The organism is Aureivirga marina, assembly GCF_015767265.1.
GTDB lineage: Bacteria > Bacteroidota > Bacteroidia > Flavobacteriales > Flavobacteriaceae > Aureivirga > Aureivirga marina.
Genome location: NZ_JADPIB010000005.1, coordinates 57,111 through 75,209, shown reverse-complemented (window position 1 = coordinate 75,209; position 18,099 = coordinate 57,111). Strand labels below are relative to the sequence as shown.

Here is an 18,099-nt window from a genome sequence, read left to right as displayed (position 1 = left end):
TTATTCCAGTTTTTTAAAATAAAGTATATATTTTTACCTCTAAGTTTATAAGATAAATATTACTTAATTTATTTTAAAAATTAGATTTAATGCTTTGGAAAATGATGATTAAATAAATCAGAAGAAGAATGAAAAAGTATAAAAAAATAAATATGAAGAATTAAATAATCTACAAAAATAAAAAAATGCAAAAGACACATGTATTAGCAATATTTTTATTGCTATCTGTTATATCCTTAAATGCGCAAACGTATATTAAAAACGTTTCTATTTTAGATGTGGAAAATCACAAAATCAAAAAAGGACAAACAGTAGAAATTGTTGATGGGAAAATCACAAAAATTAAATCGAATAAAAAAATAAAAATTACTGAAAATGCTGAAGTAATTAATGGAGACGGAAAGTTTTTGATGCCTGGATTAACCGATGCGCATATTCACTTTTTTCAGAATGGAGGATTGTATTCAAGACCTGATATTCTTGATTTAAGAGGAGACCAATCTTATGATGATGAAATTGATTTGACGTTTAGTACGATGGAAGATAAATTGCATCGCTATTTAAGTTATGGTATTACAAATTTAATTGATGTTGGTGCAACAAATAATTTATTAAAAAAAAGAAAGGAATATGTAAATGATCCGAAAACTCCGTCTATTTATATGACAGGTCCTTTGTTGACAACTTATAAATCTAAAGTTTATAATGATTTAAAGGATGATACACCTTTTAGTTTGATTAAAAAAGAAGAAGATGTTGTAAAATATATTGAAGATCAAATGCAATATAATCCAGATTTTATTAAAATTTGGTACATTTTAGACAAGAAAAAATACGATACTACGGAAGAAGCTGCAAGAGCTGCATTGCCTTTAGTGAAGAAGATTATTGAAGAATCGCATAAAAGAAATTTGAAAGTTGCTGTGCATGCTACTCAAAGAATTGCTGCTCAATTAGCTGTAGAAAATGGTTGTGATTTCTTAGTTCACAGTGTAAAAGATGAGGTTTTGACAAAAGATTTTGCGAAATTGTTGAAAAAAAATAATGTAATTCTTTGTCCAACTTTATTAGTTAGTGTTAATTACGCTACATCTTATGCGCAAAGTCCAGAATTAGAATTACATGAACTTCGAAGAGGAAATCCTCACCAAATCGGAACTTTAATGGATTTGAAAAAGTTTTTAAAAACAAAAGATTCTGCCTATTCTAAACATGTTATAAATTATGGTAAAAGAAAAGTTCCTGAACGAAAAGAAGATTTAAATATATTATTAAAGAATTTAAAAGTTCTAGCTGATAATGATGTTTTAATTGCTACAGGAACAGATGCTGGAAACATTGGAACTATTCATGCTTCTTCTTATTTGACAGAAATGGAAACGATGAAAAAAAGTGGAATGTCGAATTGGCAAATTTTGGAAGCTTCTACTATTAATGGTGCAAAAGTTTTAAGCAAAGAAAATGAATTTGGAGCAGTAAAAGTAGGATTGAAAGCGAATTTGATTCTTTTAGATGAAAATCCAGTAGAAGATTTGAAAAATGTTTTAAAAATTCATCGTGTTTTTAATAAAGGAGAAGTTTTTGATCCAAACAAAATTGTAGTAGATACGCCAGCAGATTTGGCACAAAGACAATTAAATGGATATAATTTAAGAAATATTGAAGCTTTCTTAGAACCTTATGCTGAAGATGTGGAAGTATACGATTTTCCAAGTGGTAAATTGAAATATAAAGGAAAGGATATTATGAGAGAAAGATACCAATCGATGTTTGAAAGAGTTCCTAATTTGTATTGTAATTTAGAAGAAAGAATTGTAATGCGAAATACCGTAATCGATAAAGAACGTGTTACTTTTGGAGATAGAGAAGTTGAAGCGATTGCGATTTATAAAATAGAAAATGGGAAAATTAAACAAGTTTATTTTGTTAGAGATTAAACCAATTTTTTAAAGAAATAAAATACAGAAAAGATATGTTTGGAAGCATATCTTTTTTGTTTTAAATAGTTGTTATTTTATCAATTTTCTTTGGAAAAGTGATTTTAGATAACTGCATTTGCATTTCTACGGAACGTTTTTGTGTTTTAAATGAGTTTAAAATTTTGAATTATAAAGAGAAGAAATTTTAAAAACAGAACCCTATAAATTAGAGTCCTGTTTAAATATTTTATTTCTGTATTAAAATCGGAATAGATTTAAGATTCTTTTCTTTTTGAATTTTTGCAAAATAAAGTCCGTTTTTTAAATGAATAACCTGAAAATTTTGCATTTCAGAAATTACTTTTTGATTGAAAACTTTTTGACCCAAAGAATTATAAATTTCTATTGAAGAACCTTTTGCATTATTTATTGTAAAATTAGTTGTTGTTGGATTTGGAAAAATAGAAATTTCCGTTGCTTTTGCAGTTTGATTTTCAATGTTTAATTCTGGAAAATTGTAAATATATTTATATCTATTTTCTGGCTCATCTGTTAAAAGTTGAAAACTTTCCACTCGCTCAATCAAAACACCTTCTTCTACCATTGGTGTGTAAGTCGATTCTGAATGAAATCCAAACGGAATTCCTTGGAATGTATTCACAGAAGTAACATAACCATTTTCATAAGTATAAACCCAACGATTTATTGGTTCATATTCAGAATTAGTAGTATTCCAATTTGCATTTTCTTTTTCAATAATTTGATTAGAATTATTTTTTACTACTTTCAATTTTGAACTTAAAATATAATCTTCTTCATCTGAATCCCAATAATAAGTTATTTCATTTGTCATATTCCCATCATAAGTATAAAGAAATTTTTGATTTTCTGTAAATGCATCTCCTTCACTAGTTGTTGTAAAATCGTAATATTCCAATAATTTATTTGTAGTTAAATCATACACATATTTTTCTTTATCTACAGCACCATAAATTCCGTTGTTAAACTCATAAAACTCTTCTAAAATAAGGTTGTAATTCACATCAAATTGAATAATTCTTTTAGAAAACAATTCCCAAGGACTTGTAAGATCTTCTCTAGCTTCAATTTCAACTGTTGTTGTGTTATTTTCACCTTGTGTATAAGTCAAACCTCTTTCATATTCTGTAAATTCATCTACGATTCCTGGAGATTTAACATATGCAGTGTAATTTTCAATAAAATAACCATCATAAATAAAAACAGCTTTTGTGAAAAATTCACTCTCTTCTTCTGTATCATAATTGTAGGTGTTTAGTTCGATAAATCTTCCAAATTCATCATACGAAACACTTTCTTCTTCAACTTTGATAAAATCCTCTTCTGTAATACTCCAAGAATAAGAACTTTCTTGAATCAATCGATTATTTTCATCATACATTGAAATTGTTTTTGAATCTGGAACATAATCATTGTTTTCGTTATTCCAAGTGTGATATTCCCATCGAACTTGGTTTCCAGCTGCATCAAATTCGTAAATTTCTTTACCTTGATTTTCATATTCTTCTGAAATCTCACTATAAAGTTGAACTTGAATTTCCTCAATTTTCGGATTGTTTTCAGTTGAAGTGAGTAAAGAAATATTCTCTTCATCAATTTGTCCAAAACTAACAATTGAAATAAAGAATAAAAGTAATGTTTGTTTCATTTTAATAGATTTTAAATTACTTTATTAAAGTTAGTTAAATGATTTTTAAAAGAATTGTTTAATATGAAATAATAGTATATGAAATATTTATACATTAGAAGAAAATTTAAATATGAATAATAATAATAATAATGAAGTTGTATTGGCAACGAGTAGTGAAAATAGAGAAGAAATTACTGTTTTAAAACTTAAAGAATGGTTAAATGATAAAGAAAGTTACAAAGAAAAATTAGCCAACTTTATTTACGATAGATTATACGGTAGATATTTAAAACCATTTGATTATAATAATAAAAACTATAAGAGCGATTATAAAAATGGATTTTCGATTATGGCAAATTGTTGTTTATTAATTGAAACATTTATTTCATTCACAGAAGAAGACTTTAAAAATACTCATGGAATGAGTGAAAGAAGTTTTGGTGTTTTTTTTAATAAATCAATTAATTTTTCTGAATTTTCAAAAGAAGGTCTTACAATAGATAAATATAGAGATATAGAGTACTCTGTAAGAAGAAATAATAGTGGAATTCCTCAAGATTTTTATGAAAATATTCGTTGTGGAATATTACATTCTGGTGAAATTAAAAATGGATGGAGGATTTCTAGAACAGGAAAATTGTTTGAAGAAGAAAGTAAAAGAATTAATGCAACATTATTTTTAGAAAAACTAGAAAATGAAATTTCTTCATTTAGAGATAGTTTATTAGAAGAAACTGACATAGAAAACTCTACTATTTGGGAGATTTATACAGACAAATTAGAAGATATAATGGATAATGTATAAAAGAGAGTTCAAAGTCGAACTCTCTTTTATTTTTAATTATTTAAACTCCTCCAATCGATTTTTTAAAGCTTTAATTTCATCACGGAATTTTGCAGCTTGAACAAAATCAAGATTTTTTGCAGCAGTTTCCATTCCTTTTTGCGCATCTCGAATTCGTTTTTCCAATCCAGGTTTAGTTACATATTCTTCACCAGATTCCGCAGCAATTTCATAATTTTTAATTTCTTGATATTCCTTATGATTATCAACTAAACTTGTATCAATTGCTTTTTCAATTTGTTTAGGAGTAATATTATTTTCCAAATTATAAGCAATCTGTTTTTCACGTCTTCGGTTTGTTTCATCAATAGTTTTTTGCATACTATTAGTGATTTTATCTGCATACATAATTGCTAAACCATTTACATTTCTCGCAGCACGACCAATTGTTTGTGTCAACGAACGATGAGAACGAAGAAAACCTTCTTTATCAGCATCCAAAATAGCAACTAAAGAAACTTCTGGTAAATCTAATCCTTCTCTTAAAAGGTTTACTCCAATAAGAACATCAAACAAACCTTTTCGTAAATCTTGCATGATTTCCACACGTTCTAAAGTATCTACATCCGAATGAATATAACGACAACGAATTTGAACTTTCGTTAAATATTTCGCTAATTCTTCTGCCATTCTTTTTGTTAAAGTTGTAACAAGTGTACGTTCGTCTTTTTCAACTCTTTTTTGAATTTCTTCCATTAAATCATCAATTTGATTTAAACTTGGACGAACTTCAATTATCGGATCTAATAATCCTGTCGGACGAATTACTTGTTCTACGAAAACACCTTCTGTTTTTTCCAATTCATAATCTGCTGGAGTAGCAGTAACATAAACCACTTGATTTTGAATCATTTCAAATTCATCAAATTTTAAAGGTCTATTATCCATTGCAGAAGGCAAGCGGAAACCATGTTCCACCAAATTTTCCTTTCTAGATCTATCTCCACCATACATTGCATGAACTTGTGGAACGGTAACATGAGATTCATCAATAACCATTAAATAATCATCAGGAAAATAATCCAACAAACAGAAAGGACGTGTTCCTTGTGGTCTTCCATCTAAATATCTTGAATAATTCTCAATTCCGCTACAATAACCAAGCTCACGAATCATTTCCAAATCGAATTCTGTTCTTTCTTTGATTCTTTTCGCTTCCAAATATCTTCCAATTTCATGGAAATAATCAATTTGCTTTACCAAATCGTCTTGAATTTCATGAATTGCATTTTGAAGTACATCAGGAGAAGTAACAAATAAGTTTGCAGGATAAATTGTTAATTGCTCAAAAGTTTCGATGACGCTATTATTTATAACATCAAAACTTTCGATTTCTTCAATTTCATCTCCAAAAAAATGTACACGATAAGCATGTTCTCCATAAGAAGGAAAAATTGTGATAGTATCACCTTTTACTTTAAAAGAACCACTTTTAAGTTCTGTTTCTGTACGAGAGTATAAACTTGTTACCAAACTATGTAAAAATCGAGTTCGAGCAATTTCTTGTCCAACTTCAATAGAAATTACATTTTTCTTGAATTCAATTGGATTTCCAATTCCATATAAGCAAGAAACAGAGGCTACAACAATGACATCTCTTCTTCCTGAAAGTAGGGCAGAAGATGCACTAATACGTAATTTTTCAATTTCATCATTGATAGATAAATCTTTTTCAATGTAAGTATTTGTCGTAGGAATAAAAGCTTCAGGTTGGTAATAATCATAATAAGAAACAAAATATTCCACAGCATTTTCTGGGAAAAATTGCTTAAACTCAGAATAAAGTTGTGCTGCTAATGTTTTATTATGAGCAAGAATTAAAGTAGGTTTTTCTACTTTTTCAATTACGTTTGCAACTGTAAATGTTTTTCCAGAACCAGTAACTCCTAAAAGTGTTTGGTATTTTTCTCCGTTTTCTATTCCGTTTACAAGTTGTCCTATTGCTTGTGGTTGATCTCCAGTAGGTTGGAAGTTAGAATTGATTTTAAATTTCATCGTTTTGAGTAAAAAGTGCTTTTAAATCAAATTATTTTAACATTTAAAGCTTATAATTTACAATAAATACATGATAAATTAAAAGTTTCATGAAGACTTCTTTAAATGTGAAATTTACTTTTGCTACAAAAATAACGAAAAAACAAAGATAGATTCCAAGATTAAAAATTTATTCTTTTATGTAATAGATTAAAGGAGAAATTACGCGAAAAAAAGGAAGTAATTTTTTAGTAATAAATAGTGAGGTGTTTTGTATTAAAACCTTTCTTTAAGGTAGGTTTTATTAATTGAAAAAGGAGTTGTATTGACAACTCCTTTTTAGTTTAAAATCTTTTGAAAACATTATTTCTTAAATAAGCTTTTTCCGTTTGAAGTTGCTCTTGAAGTTTCATTTACAATTTCAATTTCTTCAGCTAATTCATCAAAGTCTACAAGTACTCTTCCCGTATTATTTGGAATATATTCATCTTCTATATTTCCTCCATTATCGACCATTAAAGCAGCAATTTGCAAGTTTGCAATTCCTTCTGTTGTCTTTTGCCCTGAAATTACAAATGCAGTTTGTGCAGGATATTGACCAATTAAACTAGTTAAGTTTAAATAAACAGTAAAATTATTTCCTTGACCAGAAATATATGTTCCATCTCCGCTATCTTGTTGTGAACCATCCAAATGTTGTCCTTCAAAATCAATAGTTAAATCATTGTTATTTTGATTCGTTAATGTAAAAACATAGTTTGGAAAAAAAGTAGGAATTACATCTCCTGGGACAGTACTGTTAATTAACATCATCGGAGAAACCTCAAAAGTTCCTTCTACAGATGGTGGTGTATTTCCAGTATAAATAGTAAAATCAAGGTTATTTAAAGCTTGAACTGTTTCTGGAGTATAGATGTTTTCTACAGAATCCACAGATCCATTAAATGGTCCAATGTATTGTGTTTCATCATTATCATCATCATTAGAACAAGAAACATTAAATAATACAGTTAATACAATAGCAATTTTAGCAATCTTTGTTAAAAAATCCTTTTTCATTTTTCTTTTTAAATTAATTTTGCGGCAAATATATGTTAAAAAAATAGAAATAAAATAGGTGTTTTAATGATTTTTAGTGATTTTTTTAATATTTGAAATGATTTTAAATAAAATCGGTATATAAAAACGCAATTAGATTGTTTTTTATAAATAAAAATAACTAATATGTTTTATGTTAAATTAATTCTTATTGATTTTGAATAACTTAAAATAATATTTAGCATATAGAAATTATATCCAAGTAATATTTTTAAATTCCATAATTCATTTTTTAACTTTGTAAGAAACAAAAGACAAAATTAAACGTGCAAGACAAAAAAGAAAATAAACCAAAAAAAACATTAACAGAAATAGGAGGTGTTTCTCAACCAGAAAAAATTAGCCAGAATTCAATTAATTTTATCAAGAGAAAAAAAATTAAACAACCAAGTGTAAAAAAGTTTGTAAAAGAGATTGTTGCTGGAAATATATCTTATTTAAGTAGAGCAATTACATTAATAGAAAGCACAAATCTAAAACATCAAGAAAAGGCAAATAAGATTTTAGAAGGTTGTTTACCACATGCGAATAATTCTTATAGAATTGGAATTACTGGTGTTCCTGGAGTTGGAAAAAGTACGTTTATTGAATCTTTTGGAAACAAATTAACGGAACAAGGTCATAAAGTTGCAGTTTTAGCAATTGATCCTAGTAGTTCTGTGAATAAAGGAAGTATTCTTGGTGATAAAACTCGAATGGAAACGCTTGTAAATAATCAAAATGCATTTATTCGACCTTCACCTTCAGGAGAATCTTTGGGTGGAGTTGCACAGAAAACTCGAGAAACCATTATTCTTTGTGAAGCAGCTGGATATTCACATATAATTGTTGAAACTGTTGGAGTCGGGCAAAGCGAAACAATGGTGCATTCGATGGTTGATTTCTTTTTGCTTTTAAAAGTTGCTGGAACAGGAGATGAATTGCAAGGAATTAAAAGAGGAATTATCGAAATGGCCGATGCAATTGCGATAAATAAAGCAGATGGAGATAATATTAAAAGAGCAAAACAAGCGAAAATTGATTTTTCAAAAGCACTTCATTTATATCCTTTAAAAGAAAATGGATGGACACCAAAAGTATTGACATGTAGTGGATTAAATAATGAAGGTGTTTTAGAAATTATTTCTATGATTAATTCATTTTTTGAAAAGACAAAAGAAAATTCTTATTTCCAAAAAAGAAGAGAATCTCAAAATCATTTTTGGTTTAAACAAACAATTGAAGACGCATTAAAAAAACAGTTTTTTGAGAATAAGGAAGTAAAACAAGAAATAGATATTTTAGAATCTAATATTAATAATCATAAGATGACTCCTTTTGAAGCAGCTAAGAAATTATTAGGGATTTATTTTAAAGAATCTTAAATTTAATTTGCTTAAAATAAAATAGTTACATATTTAGAAAATATGTGTAAAAATTGTTAAAACCTACAATTATCAAAAAATCTTAGGTAAAAATTGGTTAACTTTAAGATAATCGAAAAAAAACAACCATAAGATGATGAAAAAAATTATTTATTTGATGATGATTGTAGGATTGGTTTTTACAGTTTCGTGTAGTGATGATGACGATTTTAATCCAACTCCTTTCCCTCCAACACCAGAACCTGAAGGTTATGTAGGTTTTTTATTTACTTCCAATAGCGCAACAGAAGGTAATGAAGTGATTGCAATGGGAAGATTAGCTAACGGAGCTTTACAAGAATTGCCAGATTCTCCAATTCCTACAGGAGATAAAGGTGCAGCAGGATATGGAATTTTTGATTCTCAAAATGGAATTAAAATGATTGGAGAATATATGCTTGTAGTGAATACAGGAGATAATCCAATTAATGGTTCTGTTTCTGTGTTTAAATTGAATTCAAATACAGGAGAATTAATTAGAATAGATCAAGATCCAACTACAGAAGAAGTGGATAATATTGATTCAAGAGGAATTCATCCAGTTAGTATCGCTTATGCAGATAGAGGAAATGATATTTGGGTTGCTGTAGCAAACCAACATTCTAGTCCACTTTACTTACAAGGACAAGCAACGAATTTCCCAATTCAAAATTCGGATTTAAGAAATATTGCAATGTTTAAATTTGATATAAATACAGGAATTTTATCTTTTGAAAATATTGCAGCTACTTATAATTCTGGAGAATGGGGAGGACCAACTTGTATTTCATTTAATGAAGCTGAAACAAAGTTTGTAGTTTCTACCTGGGGAGTTCCAGATGTTTTATCTGATACTGTAGACCCAAATTTGTTACAACCTGCAAGAGTTTATTTTTATGATTATGCAAATGGAGTTTTATCAAATGAAATTTATAATGAAACTGCTGGTGTAGCTGGTGCTGTAGGGACAGTTTGGTCTCCAAATGATCAATATGTTTATGTGACAAGTTTAAATTTAACAAGTGATCAAATAGATAAAGGTTTACGTGTTCTAGATAGTGCAGATGCTTTAGAAATTGCAAGTTATCAAACAGGTGATGGAAAAGATTTAGTTTGTTGGGTAATTTGTAGTAATGACTATTCTAAAGTGTTTACTTCAAGTTTTAAAACAAATATTGTAAGTGTTTTCAATATTGCTGGAGACAATACATTATATAGTTCTTTAGATCCAAATTATTTTTTCCGTAGAGGAGAAGAAGCTTTGGATAATAAAGATTTATTTGAATCAGAAGACGGTTTCTTATATGTTTCTGGAGCTTATACAGGTCATAATATTGGTGCGTTTTATGTAAACGCTGATGGAAGTTTGGTAGAAATTAGTAATTCACCTTATAAAATTCCTTCTTCGATTGGAGCAAGTCCAACAGATCAAGCTTTTGTTGGTTTAGTTGGAGTTCAAAGACCGCTAAAGTAAAAAATTAATATAGAATAAGATACAAAAACACTTGACTTAACCGTTAAGTGTTTTTTTTGCACCATATTTTTCGGTTAAGCTTATTGTTTTTTGAATAAAAATCATATTTTCGCAACAAATTTACATTTATGCGAAAAATACTACTTAAACTAATAGCTTTTTTATTCATTTTAAAAATATCGAGTGCTTTTGCACAAAATCCACGAAATGCCATTCAATTTGATGGTTCTGATGACTATGTAGAAACAGAAAGAATCATGGGAGAATTTCATACAATTGAGTTTTGGGTGAAATTTGATAGAGGTGTTAATGGAGTGAATGCAAATGATCCTGTTATTACTTTTGATTCGGATGTTTCCAATAGAAAGTGGCTTTGGAGTAATTCCTGTTGTTCTGCTTTTGAAGATGAAACATTATCTATTCACAATGGACACGCAGGTGGAAACTTTGGTGTTTCTTCGATGACGGAAACAGTGAGTTCTGGATGGCATCATATTGCAATTGTTAGTAACAAAGATGTAAGTTTACCAATTGAAAATGAAAATACAGATGGAGATAGTTTTGTGAGTAGTTATATTTATTCCAAAATATATATTGATGGTGAAGAAATTATTCTAGATTTAAATAATGGAGGAGCTTCTATTTTTAAAAGTAGAAAAGTGTTTTTAGCAACTAGATTAATTACAAATAGTTTTAAAAAATTAGCCATGGATGAGGTTCGAATTTGGAGTGTACCAAGAACACAAAATGAAATTCGAGAATATATGACAAAGAAATTGCAAGGAACAGAAACTGGACTTTTAGCTTATTATCAATTTGATCAAACTTCTGGAACAACTTTAAATGATGAAACCTCAACAAATAATGCAACATTACATAATATTGATTTTACGGAAACTTCTGGGTGGATAGATTCTGGAGCTGCAATTGGTGATGAATCTACTTTTATATATGCTTCTGATTTTTCTGTTAGTTCTCTAGAATTAACTTCTTCTTTTGGAAATTTAAAAGTAGATAATCTTTCAGGTGATTTTTCTGGAATTCATTTATATAAAATTTCAGATAAACCAAATTCTACAAATGGAATTCTTTCAAGTTTTTCAGATAATTATGTGCAATATGGTGTATTTTTCGCAGGTACAAAAAAAGATATTAGTTATCGTTTAACATATGATTATACTGGATATGCTAGTGCTGAAGCAGAAGAAAATTTATTAGATTTATACATAAAACGTGATAATTCAATTTCTCATTGGGGAAATATGTATGCTTCAACTATTACATTAACAGATGAGGTTCAAAAAACTTTAAATTTTGGCCGTTCAGAAATTGTTTTAGGAAAAAGAAATGGAGATGAAAGTTTTGAAGCAAGAGGTCCAGCAGGAATTGGTAATATTGATGGAAGTTCTTCTCTGAAACTTTGGTTGAATGGACATAATATGGAGGCACTATATAAAGAACCTACTGTTAATAATGCTTTGGTGGAATATTGGAAAGATTTAAGTGGAAATTTAAATGATTATATTCAAGAAAATAATATTATAAGTCCACAAACTAGATTTAATTTTAATGGATATCCAGCAGGACGTTTTCGAAATGGAAGTTTTATGGATTCTAGAAATACACAAAGCTTTAATGAAGGACAATTAGTTGTGGTTTTAAGAGGTTATGTTCATGATCATATTTCTACAAGTAAAATTTTAAGTAATGATGATGTTTCGGTTGATTTTTACACAAGGGAAACAATTTCTGGAACAGAATATTATAGACCATCTTTTACAAATACTTCAACGCATTTATTTGCTACAGATCAGCTTTTAAATAGGACATTTTTATCTTATAAAAAAAATTCGGGAAGCAATTCTATAGATTTTGAACAATATGTGACGGATAATACAATTTCTACTTTAGTTTCTGGTGATAATTCTTTTCCAATTCAAAAATTAGGAGATAGTTTTAGAGGATTAATTGCGGAGGTTATTTTCTTTGATACACCTTTAAATCAAACACAAGAAATTATCCTTAAAAATTATTTATCTGCAAAATATAAAACTGGAATTTCTAGTGATAATTTTTATAAAATGGATCAAAATAATAGAGGTAATTTTGATCACCATTTCGCTGGAATTGGTCAAATTTCTAGTACAGATAATCATGTGAAAGCTAGAGGGACAGGGATTTTAGAAATAAGTAATCCAAGTGATTTAAATGATAATGAATTTTTAATGTGGGGTTCTAATAATCGAACAATTGAGAATTTAGACTTAGCTTTTGATACTTTTAATTTTACAACAAGAGTAAATAGTCTTTGGCGATTAAATAAAGTAGGAGATTTAGGAACTGTTTCGATGGTTTTTGATTTGTCAACTTTAGATTTAACAGAATATGAATCTGCTTGTACAAAAATGCATTTACGCGTTTCAAATCAATTAAATTTAGGAACAAATACTTCTTATGAATTAATTAGAAATGATAAAATGTTTTCTATTGATAATGTGATTTTACCTAATGAAGCATATTTTACAATTGATTATGTAAGTGCTGTTGGTTGGAATGGATATTCCTTTAAAAATGGATCTGGAACGAATAATGCACCTTCGATGACTGATTCTTGTTTTCCTTTTATTATTGATTCACAAAATACTTCGGCAATGGTTGCTACTTTGACAGAAAATGCAACAGTAAAATCTTTAGAAGTAAAAGCAGGAAATACTTTAGTAATTGAAGAAGGAATTGTTTTATATGTGGAAAATGAAATTCAATTAGATGGAGATATTCGTTTGTTAGGAGATGCGCAAATCATTCAAAATCATACAGGAAATAAACAAGTTTCTGGAAATGGTAATTTGTATGTACAACGTAAATCAAAACACGGAACGAAGTTTTCTATTCAATATTTAAGTTCTCCTGTTTCTATTGCAGGAACAACTTCTCATGATGTTACCGATGTTTTACATACTGGAGGAAATTACGATATGACACTTTATGGAGGTTATGAAGGAATCACAGCAATTTCTACACATCCAGATTATGCATATACACAAGATCCTTATGGAGCAAGTGTGAGTCCACTTCAATTAAGTGATTATTGGTTTTGGAAATTTGTAAATGGAGCTACTTTTGACGATTGGAAATTAGTAAGAGAATCTGCTGTAACTGTTAATGCTGGTGAAGGGTTTTCTATAAAAGGACCAGGAAGAAAAGAAACTTATGTTTTTATTGGAACTCCAAATGATGGAATTATAACTTCTACTATTGGAGCAGGGAACGAAAGTTTACTTGGAAATCCGTATCCATCTGTAATTGATGGACATGAGTTTTTGAAAGATAATTTAAGTCCAAGAGTTGCACAAGATGTTATTGATGGAACCTTATATTTTTGGGATCAAATTTCTGCTTCTGGTCATGGTATAAGTAGTTATGAAGGTGGATTTGCAACATTGAATTTATTAACAAGTGTTAAAGCTGTTCATATTAATTCTGGAGCAGCATTAACGGGAGCAAAAACACCAAAAAGATTTATTCCAATTGGACAAGGTTTCTTTGTAAAAGGTTCTGCAAATGGAGGAACAATTACATTTAAAAATAGCCAGAGAACTTTTAAAACAGAAGCAAGTGATGAAACAACTTTATTTCGAACTTCTGAAGATGATTTGGCAGTTTTAAAATTAAGTTTAGGTCATTATACAGACAATGCAGAATTAGCAAATAGACAAATTGCAATTGGATTTAAAAATGGTTTGACAGAAAATCATGAGCAAGGATATGATAGTGAGATGATTGATGAACAACCAACAGATTTTTATAGTAAATTTGAAGGAAATGAAAAGAAATATGTGATTGCTGGAATTTCAAAATTTAGTTTTGATAAAGAAATTCCTTTAGTTGTAAAAGCAGAAAAAGATGGTGTTTATGAATTTAAAATGGATGAAAAAGTAGGGATTTCTGCAAAAGTTTATTTAAAAGATAAAGAATTACAAACTACTTTTGAATTGACAGAAGTAAGTTTAGAATTCATTTTAGAGCAAGGAGTTTATAAAAATAGATTTTCAATTGTTTTTGAAGAAGAATCTACTTTAAATGTTGAAGATTTAGACTTAGAAAATACAAAAGTTTACTTTTCAGAAAATTCTCAAGAGTTAATTGTTCAAACTTCATTGAAACTTCAAGGAATTAAAATGTATAATCTTTTAGGGCAAAAAATCTTGGAAGAATTTCCTAAAGCTAAAGAGGAAATTTATACTATTCCGATTTCAAAAAACATACATTCAGGAGTTTATATTGTAAATGTTTTTACAGAAAAAGGACAGAAAAGTTTTAAGATTAAAATCTAAATAAATAAAGAAATAAAACGATGTTTATAGAAATATTAGTATCGTTTTATTTTTTTTGAAAATTGATTTTTGGTCTTAAATATTTAAATATATTTACAATATGATATTAAAATTCCTATAAGATGGAAAAAGAAATTGTAAATGCAAAATCATCCACAATTGCGCTGGTTTTTAATGGGCATCCGATGGCTATTTTAAGACCTTGGCGAATAACAGTGGATACGGAAAAGAAATTATTGACGGTAAAACGAAGAAACTGGCATTTGTTTTCACATGATGAAGAAACACATGCATTTCGTTCGATTCGTAATGTGAAAATTGATACACATCTTTTTGGTGCAGATTTATCAATTCGTGTATATGCTGGAAAAGCTGAAGTTTTTTATTTAAGAAAGAAAAAAGCAAAATATATTAAAGAATTACTTTTAGAAAACGATTGGAATTTGTCAGATGCAGATATTTTTGTCGATGTAAATTAGAAGAAAGACTTTCCATTACGTGTGAAAAAATAAATCTCCTTTTTTTGGGAGATTTTTTTGTTTATAATTAAAATTTACTTGAAAATAAGCCTGTATTTATAAAGAAATAAATGAGAAACTTATAGTAGTTTACATGTTTTCATGAATTTATAAATAAAGGAATTTAATATCCTCATAAAAAAATAATTTTTTTCTAATTTTTTTCCTATTTCTGATAATTGATTATTACATTTGCTCATACGATTATTAAACAAAAATTAGTAATGAACTTACACGAATATCAAGGAAAGGAAATTCTGAATACTTTTGGCGTTAGAATTCAACGCGGAATAGTTGCTGATAACCATAAAGGAGCTGTAGATGCAGCAAAACAATTAACTGCAGAAACAGGAACAGAGTGGTATGTTGTTAAAGCACAAGTTCACGCAGGAGGACGTGGAAAAGGTGGTGGAGTTAAGTTAGCAAAAAACTTAGAAGAAGTTGAAACTATCTCTGACCAAATTATCGGAATGAACTTAGTAACACCTCAAACTTCAGCAGAAGGAAAGAAAGTAAACCAAGTTCTTATTGCGGAAGATGTATACTATCCTGGTGATTCTGAGCCAGAAGAATACTACATGTCAGTTCTTTTAAACAGAGCTACTGGAAGAAACATGATTATGTATTCTACAGAAGGTGGAATGGACATCGAAACTGTTGCTGAAGAAACTCCTCATTTAATTTTCACGGAAGAAATTGATCCTTTAGCAGGATTACAACCATTCCAAGCTAGAAAAATCGCTTTCAATTTAGGTCTTTCTGGAGCTGCGTTCAAAGAAATGACTAAGTTCGTTACAGCTTTATATAACGCATACGTAGGAATTGATGCTTCATTATTTGAAATTAATCCAGTATTAAAAACATCTGATGATAAAGTTTTAGCAGTAGATGCTAAAGTTACTTTAGATGATAACGCTTTATACCGTCACAAAAATTACGCTGAATTACGTGATTTACGTGAAGAAAATCCAATCGAAGTAGAAGCGAATGCAGCAGGATTAAACTATGTTGCCTTAGATGGAAACGTTGGATGTATGGTAAACGGAGCTGGATTAGCGATGGGAACTATGGATTTAATTAAGCAAGCAGGAGGAGACCCAGCTAACTTCTTAGATGTTGGTGGAACTGCAGATGCTAAGCGTGTGGAAACTGCTTTCAGAATCATCTTAAAAGATCCTAAAGTAAAAGCTATTTTAGTAAACATCTTTGGAGGAATCGTACGTTGTGATAGAGTTGCTCAAGGTATTGTAGATGCATACAAGAACATGGGAGATGATATCAATGTACCATTAATCGTTCGTTTACAAGGAACAAACGCAAAAGAAGCGAAAGAATTAATCGATGCTAGTGGATTAGCTGTACATTCAGTTGTAGAGTTCCAAGAAGCTGCTGATAAAGTACAAGAAGTATTAAGCTAATTAATATTTTTACATATAAAAAAAGCTATTCAGTTTGATTGAATAGCTTTTTTTATGTTTAGAAATTAAGAATTCATTTTTTTCTTGATAAAAAAACGAATCAAAAAAATCAAGACTTTATTTTTTAAATCACAAATCTACAAAATTTGAAAAAGACTCAAAAAACTCGCTAAAGCTCAAACAGTTTCTCGTCTATTTTTTTCAATCTTCTTGATTTTTAAGATTTAAAAAATAGGTCAATTAAATTCTAAATTAATTTTTCGTACAAAACATCAATTATAGTTAGTTATCTTATTTTTTACTGAAAAAAGAAACTAAAAAGATTCCATTTCAAGTTTTAGATTTTCTTTTGCTTTAGATTCGTAGTTCTCTTGGAAATATTTTGTTTTATAAATATTCTGTTTTTCTAAGAAATTCTTTAAAATCTTCTTTCTTCCTCTTTTATAAAGAAAATCAGGATAACGATTGTATTCTTTTCGAATGTTTATAGCATATTCTTTATATTTTTCTTCCGAAGTTCCTAAAACCGCTAAATCTAAATCTATCAAATAAGAAGTATCTGAACAACCTTCTATTTCATGATATTTTGTAGCTTTAATTTGTTGTTTACATTTCTCAATTATCTTTATTGGAACATTTAATTGTTGTAAATATTCTTCAGCCAATTCTGCACTTTTCTTTTCATTATCATTTCGGGAAACACAATAAATGATATCATGGAAAAAGATGGAAAATAAAAACGCATCAAAATCTTTGATTTCAGATTTAAAAAACATTGCAGACTGCAACATCGATTCAATATGTTTTAGATTGTGATAATGCCTATGTCTTTCCGAATATTTGGATTCCATTTTTTTCCAAATTTCAGAAATAAGTTCTTTATTATCCGAATATTTTGCGGCGATTTTATTCCATAGGTTTTCCATTGTTTTTGGTGTTTTGGTTAATTGTGGAATAAATGTACGGATTTATTGAATTTGATTGAAATTGTTGATCGTGAAATGATTAAATAGAGTTTATTCTTTGATAAATGAAGCCTGAAATTGTGACTTCGGCTTCGCTCAGTCACCAATTTAGCTATTATAGGAGATAAAATAAGGTCTGCAATTGAGTAAAACAGGTCTACAATTGGGCAAAGCAGGTCTGCAATTGGATAAAACAGGTCTGCAATTGAGTAAAACAGGTCTGCAATTGGGCAAAGCAGGTCTGCAATTGGATAAAACAGGTCTACAATTGGGTAAAACAGGTCTACAATTGGGTAAAACAGGTCTACAATTGGGCAAAACAGGTCTGCAATTGGATAAAACAGGTTTGCAGTTGGATGAAACAGAGCTATTGTTGGGACTTCGGCTCCGCTCAGTCTCCTTATTAATATTTATAGAAGATAAAATTGTTTGTAGTTGGAACTTCAGCTCCGCTCATTCACCTGTTTGGTATTATTGAAGGTAAAATGAAATTGTGATTAGGCT

General features: G+C 28.9%; 12 protein-coding genes. 8 read left to right on the top strand and 4 right to left on the bottom strand.

The genetic code is table 11. The features are described 5' to 3' along the window. Positions 1 to 185 precede the first annotated feature (185 nt). Positions 186 to 1,937, top strand: coding sequence for an amidohydrolase family protein (locus I1A51_RS11540; RefSeq protein WP_196894056.1), 1,752 nt, complete (start codon positions 186 to 188; stop codon positions 1,935 to 1,937). A 229-nt stretch (positions 1,938 to 2,166) separates the two neighbouring features. Here I1A51_RS11540 and I1A51_RS11535 read toward each other — a convergent pair whose 3' ends face one another. Then, a complete protein-coding gene (locus I1A51_RS11535) occupies positions 2,167 to 3,606 on the bottom strand; it encodes a T9SS type A sorting domain-containing protein (RefSeq protein WP_196894047.1) in 1,440 nt (479 codons plus the stop codon). 112 nt (positions 3,607 to 3,718) lie between these two features. Between I1A51_RS11535 and I1A51_RS11530 the strand changes: the two genes are divergently transcribed. After that, entirely contained in the window at positions 3,719 to 4,393 is a 675-nt protein-coding gene (locus I1A51_RS11530; protein ID WP_196894045.1) for a hypothetical protein, read from the top strand. A 36-nt stretch (positions 4,394 to 4,429) separates the two neighbouring features. Here the strand turns inward: I1A51_RS11530 and uvrB are convergent, their stop codons facing one another. Both uvrB and I1A51_RS11520 read right to left on the bottom strand, forming a co-directional pair. Further along, on the bottom strand, positions 4,430 to 6,427 hold the full coding sequence (gene uvrB, locus I1A51_RS11525; protein WP_196894043.1) for an excinuclease ABC subunit UvrB: 1,998 nt from the start codon (positions 6,425 to 6,427) through the stop codon (positions 4,430 to 4,432). 342 nt (positions 6,428 to 6,769) lie between these two features. After that, positions 6,770 to 7,465, bottom strand: coding sequence for a hypothetical protein (locus tag I1A51_RS11520; protein WP_196894041.1), 696 nt, complete (start codon positions 7,463 to 7,465; stop codon positions 6,770 to 6,772). A gap of 305 nt (positions 7,466 to 7,770) precedes the next feature. Here I1A51_RS11520 and meaB point away from each other — a divergent pair, with 305 nt between their 5' ends. The 5 genes from meaB to sucC all read left to right on the top strand — a co-directional run bounded on the left by meaB (position 7,771) and on the right by sucC (position 16,630). Beyond that, positions 7,771 to 8,868: a methylmalonyl Co-A mutase-associated GTPase MeaB gene (gene meaB / locus I1A51_RS11515; RefSeq protein ID WP_196894039.1), complete on the top strand. Its 1,098-nt coding sequence runs from the start codon at positions 7,771 to 7,773 to the stop codon at positions 8,866 to 8,868. Between the two features lie 133 nt (positions 8,869 to 9,001). Then, a complete protein-coding gene (locus tag I1A51_RS11510; protein ID WP_196894037.1) occupies positions 9,002 to 10,360 on the top strand; it encodes a lactonase family protein in 1,359 nt (452 codons plus the stop codon). A gap of 128 nt (positions 10,361 to 10,488) precedes the next feature. Then, positions 10,489 to 14,694 carry a T9SS type A sorting domain-containing protein gene (locus I1A51_RS11505; RefSeq protein ID WP_196894035.1) on the top strand — a complete coding sequence of 1,402 codons (4,206 nt, stop codon included), beginning with the start codon at positions 10,489 to 10,491 and terminating at the stop codon, positions 14,692 to 14,694. 122 nt (positions 14,695 to 14,816) lie between these two features. Further along, a complete protein-coding gene (locus I1A51_RS11500) occupies positions 14,817 to 15,173 on the top strand; it encodes a hypothetical protein (RefSeq protein WP_196894033.1) in 357 nt (118 codons plus the stop codon). Between the two features lie 263 nt (positions 15,174 to 15,436). Further along, positions 15,437 to 16,630 (top strand): ADP-forming succinate--CoA ligase subunit beta, encoded by a 1,194-nt coding sequence (gene sucC, locus I1A51_RS11495; RefSeq protein WP_196894032.1) that lies wholly within the window; start codon positions 15,437 to 15,439, stop codon positions 16,628 to 16,630. Positions 16,631 to 16,944: 314 nt separating this feature from the next. Here sucC and I1A51_RS11490 read toward each other — a convergent pair whose 3' ends face one another. After that, a complete protein-coding gene (locus tag I1A51_RS11490; RefSeq protein WP_196894031.1) occupies positions 16,945 to 17,556 on the bottom strand; it encodes an HD domain-containing protein in 612 nt (203 codons plus the stop codon). 181 nt (positions 17,557 to 17,737) lie between these two features. Between I1A51_RS11490 and I1A51_RS11485 the strand changes: the two genes are divergently transcribed. Next, complete coding sequence (locus tag I1A51_RS11485) at positions 17,738 to 18,073, top strand: hypothetical protein (protein ID WP_196894030.1); 336 nt, start codon at positions 17,738 to 17,740, stop codon at positions 18,071 to 18,073. Positions 18,074 to 18,099: the final 26 nt, after the last annotated feature.

What these genes read in the sequence shown, in the direction of transcription:
- I1A51_RS11540 (WP_196894056.1), top strand. Translation starts at nt 186, where the DNA reads ATGCAAAAGACACATGTATTAGCAATATTTTTATTGCTATCTGTTATA.
- I1A51_RS11535 (WP_196894047.1), bottom strand. Translation starts at nt 3,606, where the DNA reads ATGAAACAAACATTACTTTTATTCTTTATTTCAATTGTTAGTTTTGGA.
- I1A51_RS11530 (WP_196894045.1), top strand. Translation starts at nt 3,719, where the DNA reads ATGAATAATAATAATAATAATGAAGTTGTATTGGCAACGAGTAGTGAA.
- uvrB (WP_196894043.1), bottom strand. Translation starts at nt 6,427, where the DNA reads ATGAAATTTAAAATCAATTCTAACTTCCAACCTACTGGAGATCAACCA.
- I1A51_RS11520 (WP_196894041.1), bottom strand. Translation starts at nt 7,465, where the DNA reads ATGAAAAAGGATTTTTTAACAAAGATTGCTAAAATTGCTATTGTATTA.
- I1A51_RS11510 (WP_196894037.1), top strand. Translation starts at nt 9,002, where the DNA reads ATGATGAAAAAAATTATTTATTTGATGATGATTGTAGGATTGGTTTTT.
- I1A51_RS11505 (WP_196894035.1), top strand. Translation starts at nt 10,489, where the DNA reads ATGCGAAAAATACTACTTAAACTAATAGCTTTTTTATTCATTTTAAAA.
- I1A51_RS11500 (WP_196894033.1), top strand. Translation starts at nt 14,817, where the DNA reads ATGGAAAAAGAAATTGTAAATGCAAAATCATCCACAATTGCGCTGGTT.
- sucC (WP_196894032.1), top strand. Translation starts at nt 15,437, where the DNA reads ATGAACTTACACGAATATCAAGGAAAGGAAATTCTGAATACTTTTGGC.
- I1A51_RS11490 (WP_196894031.1), bottom strand. Translation starts at nt 17,556, where the DNA reads ATGGAAAACCTATGGAATAAAATCGCCGCAAAATATTCGGATAATAAA.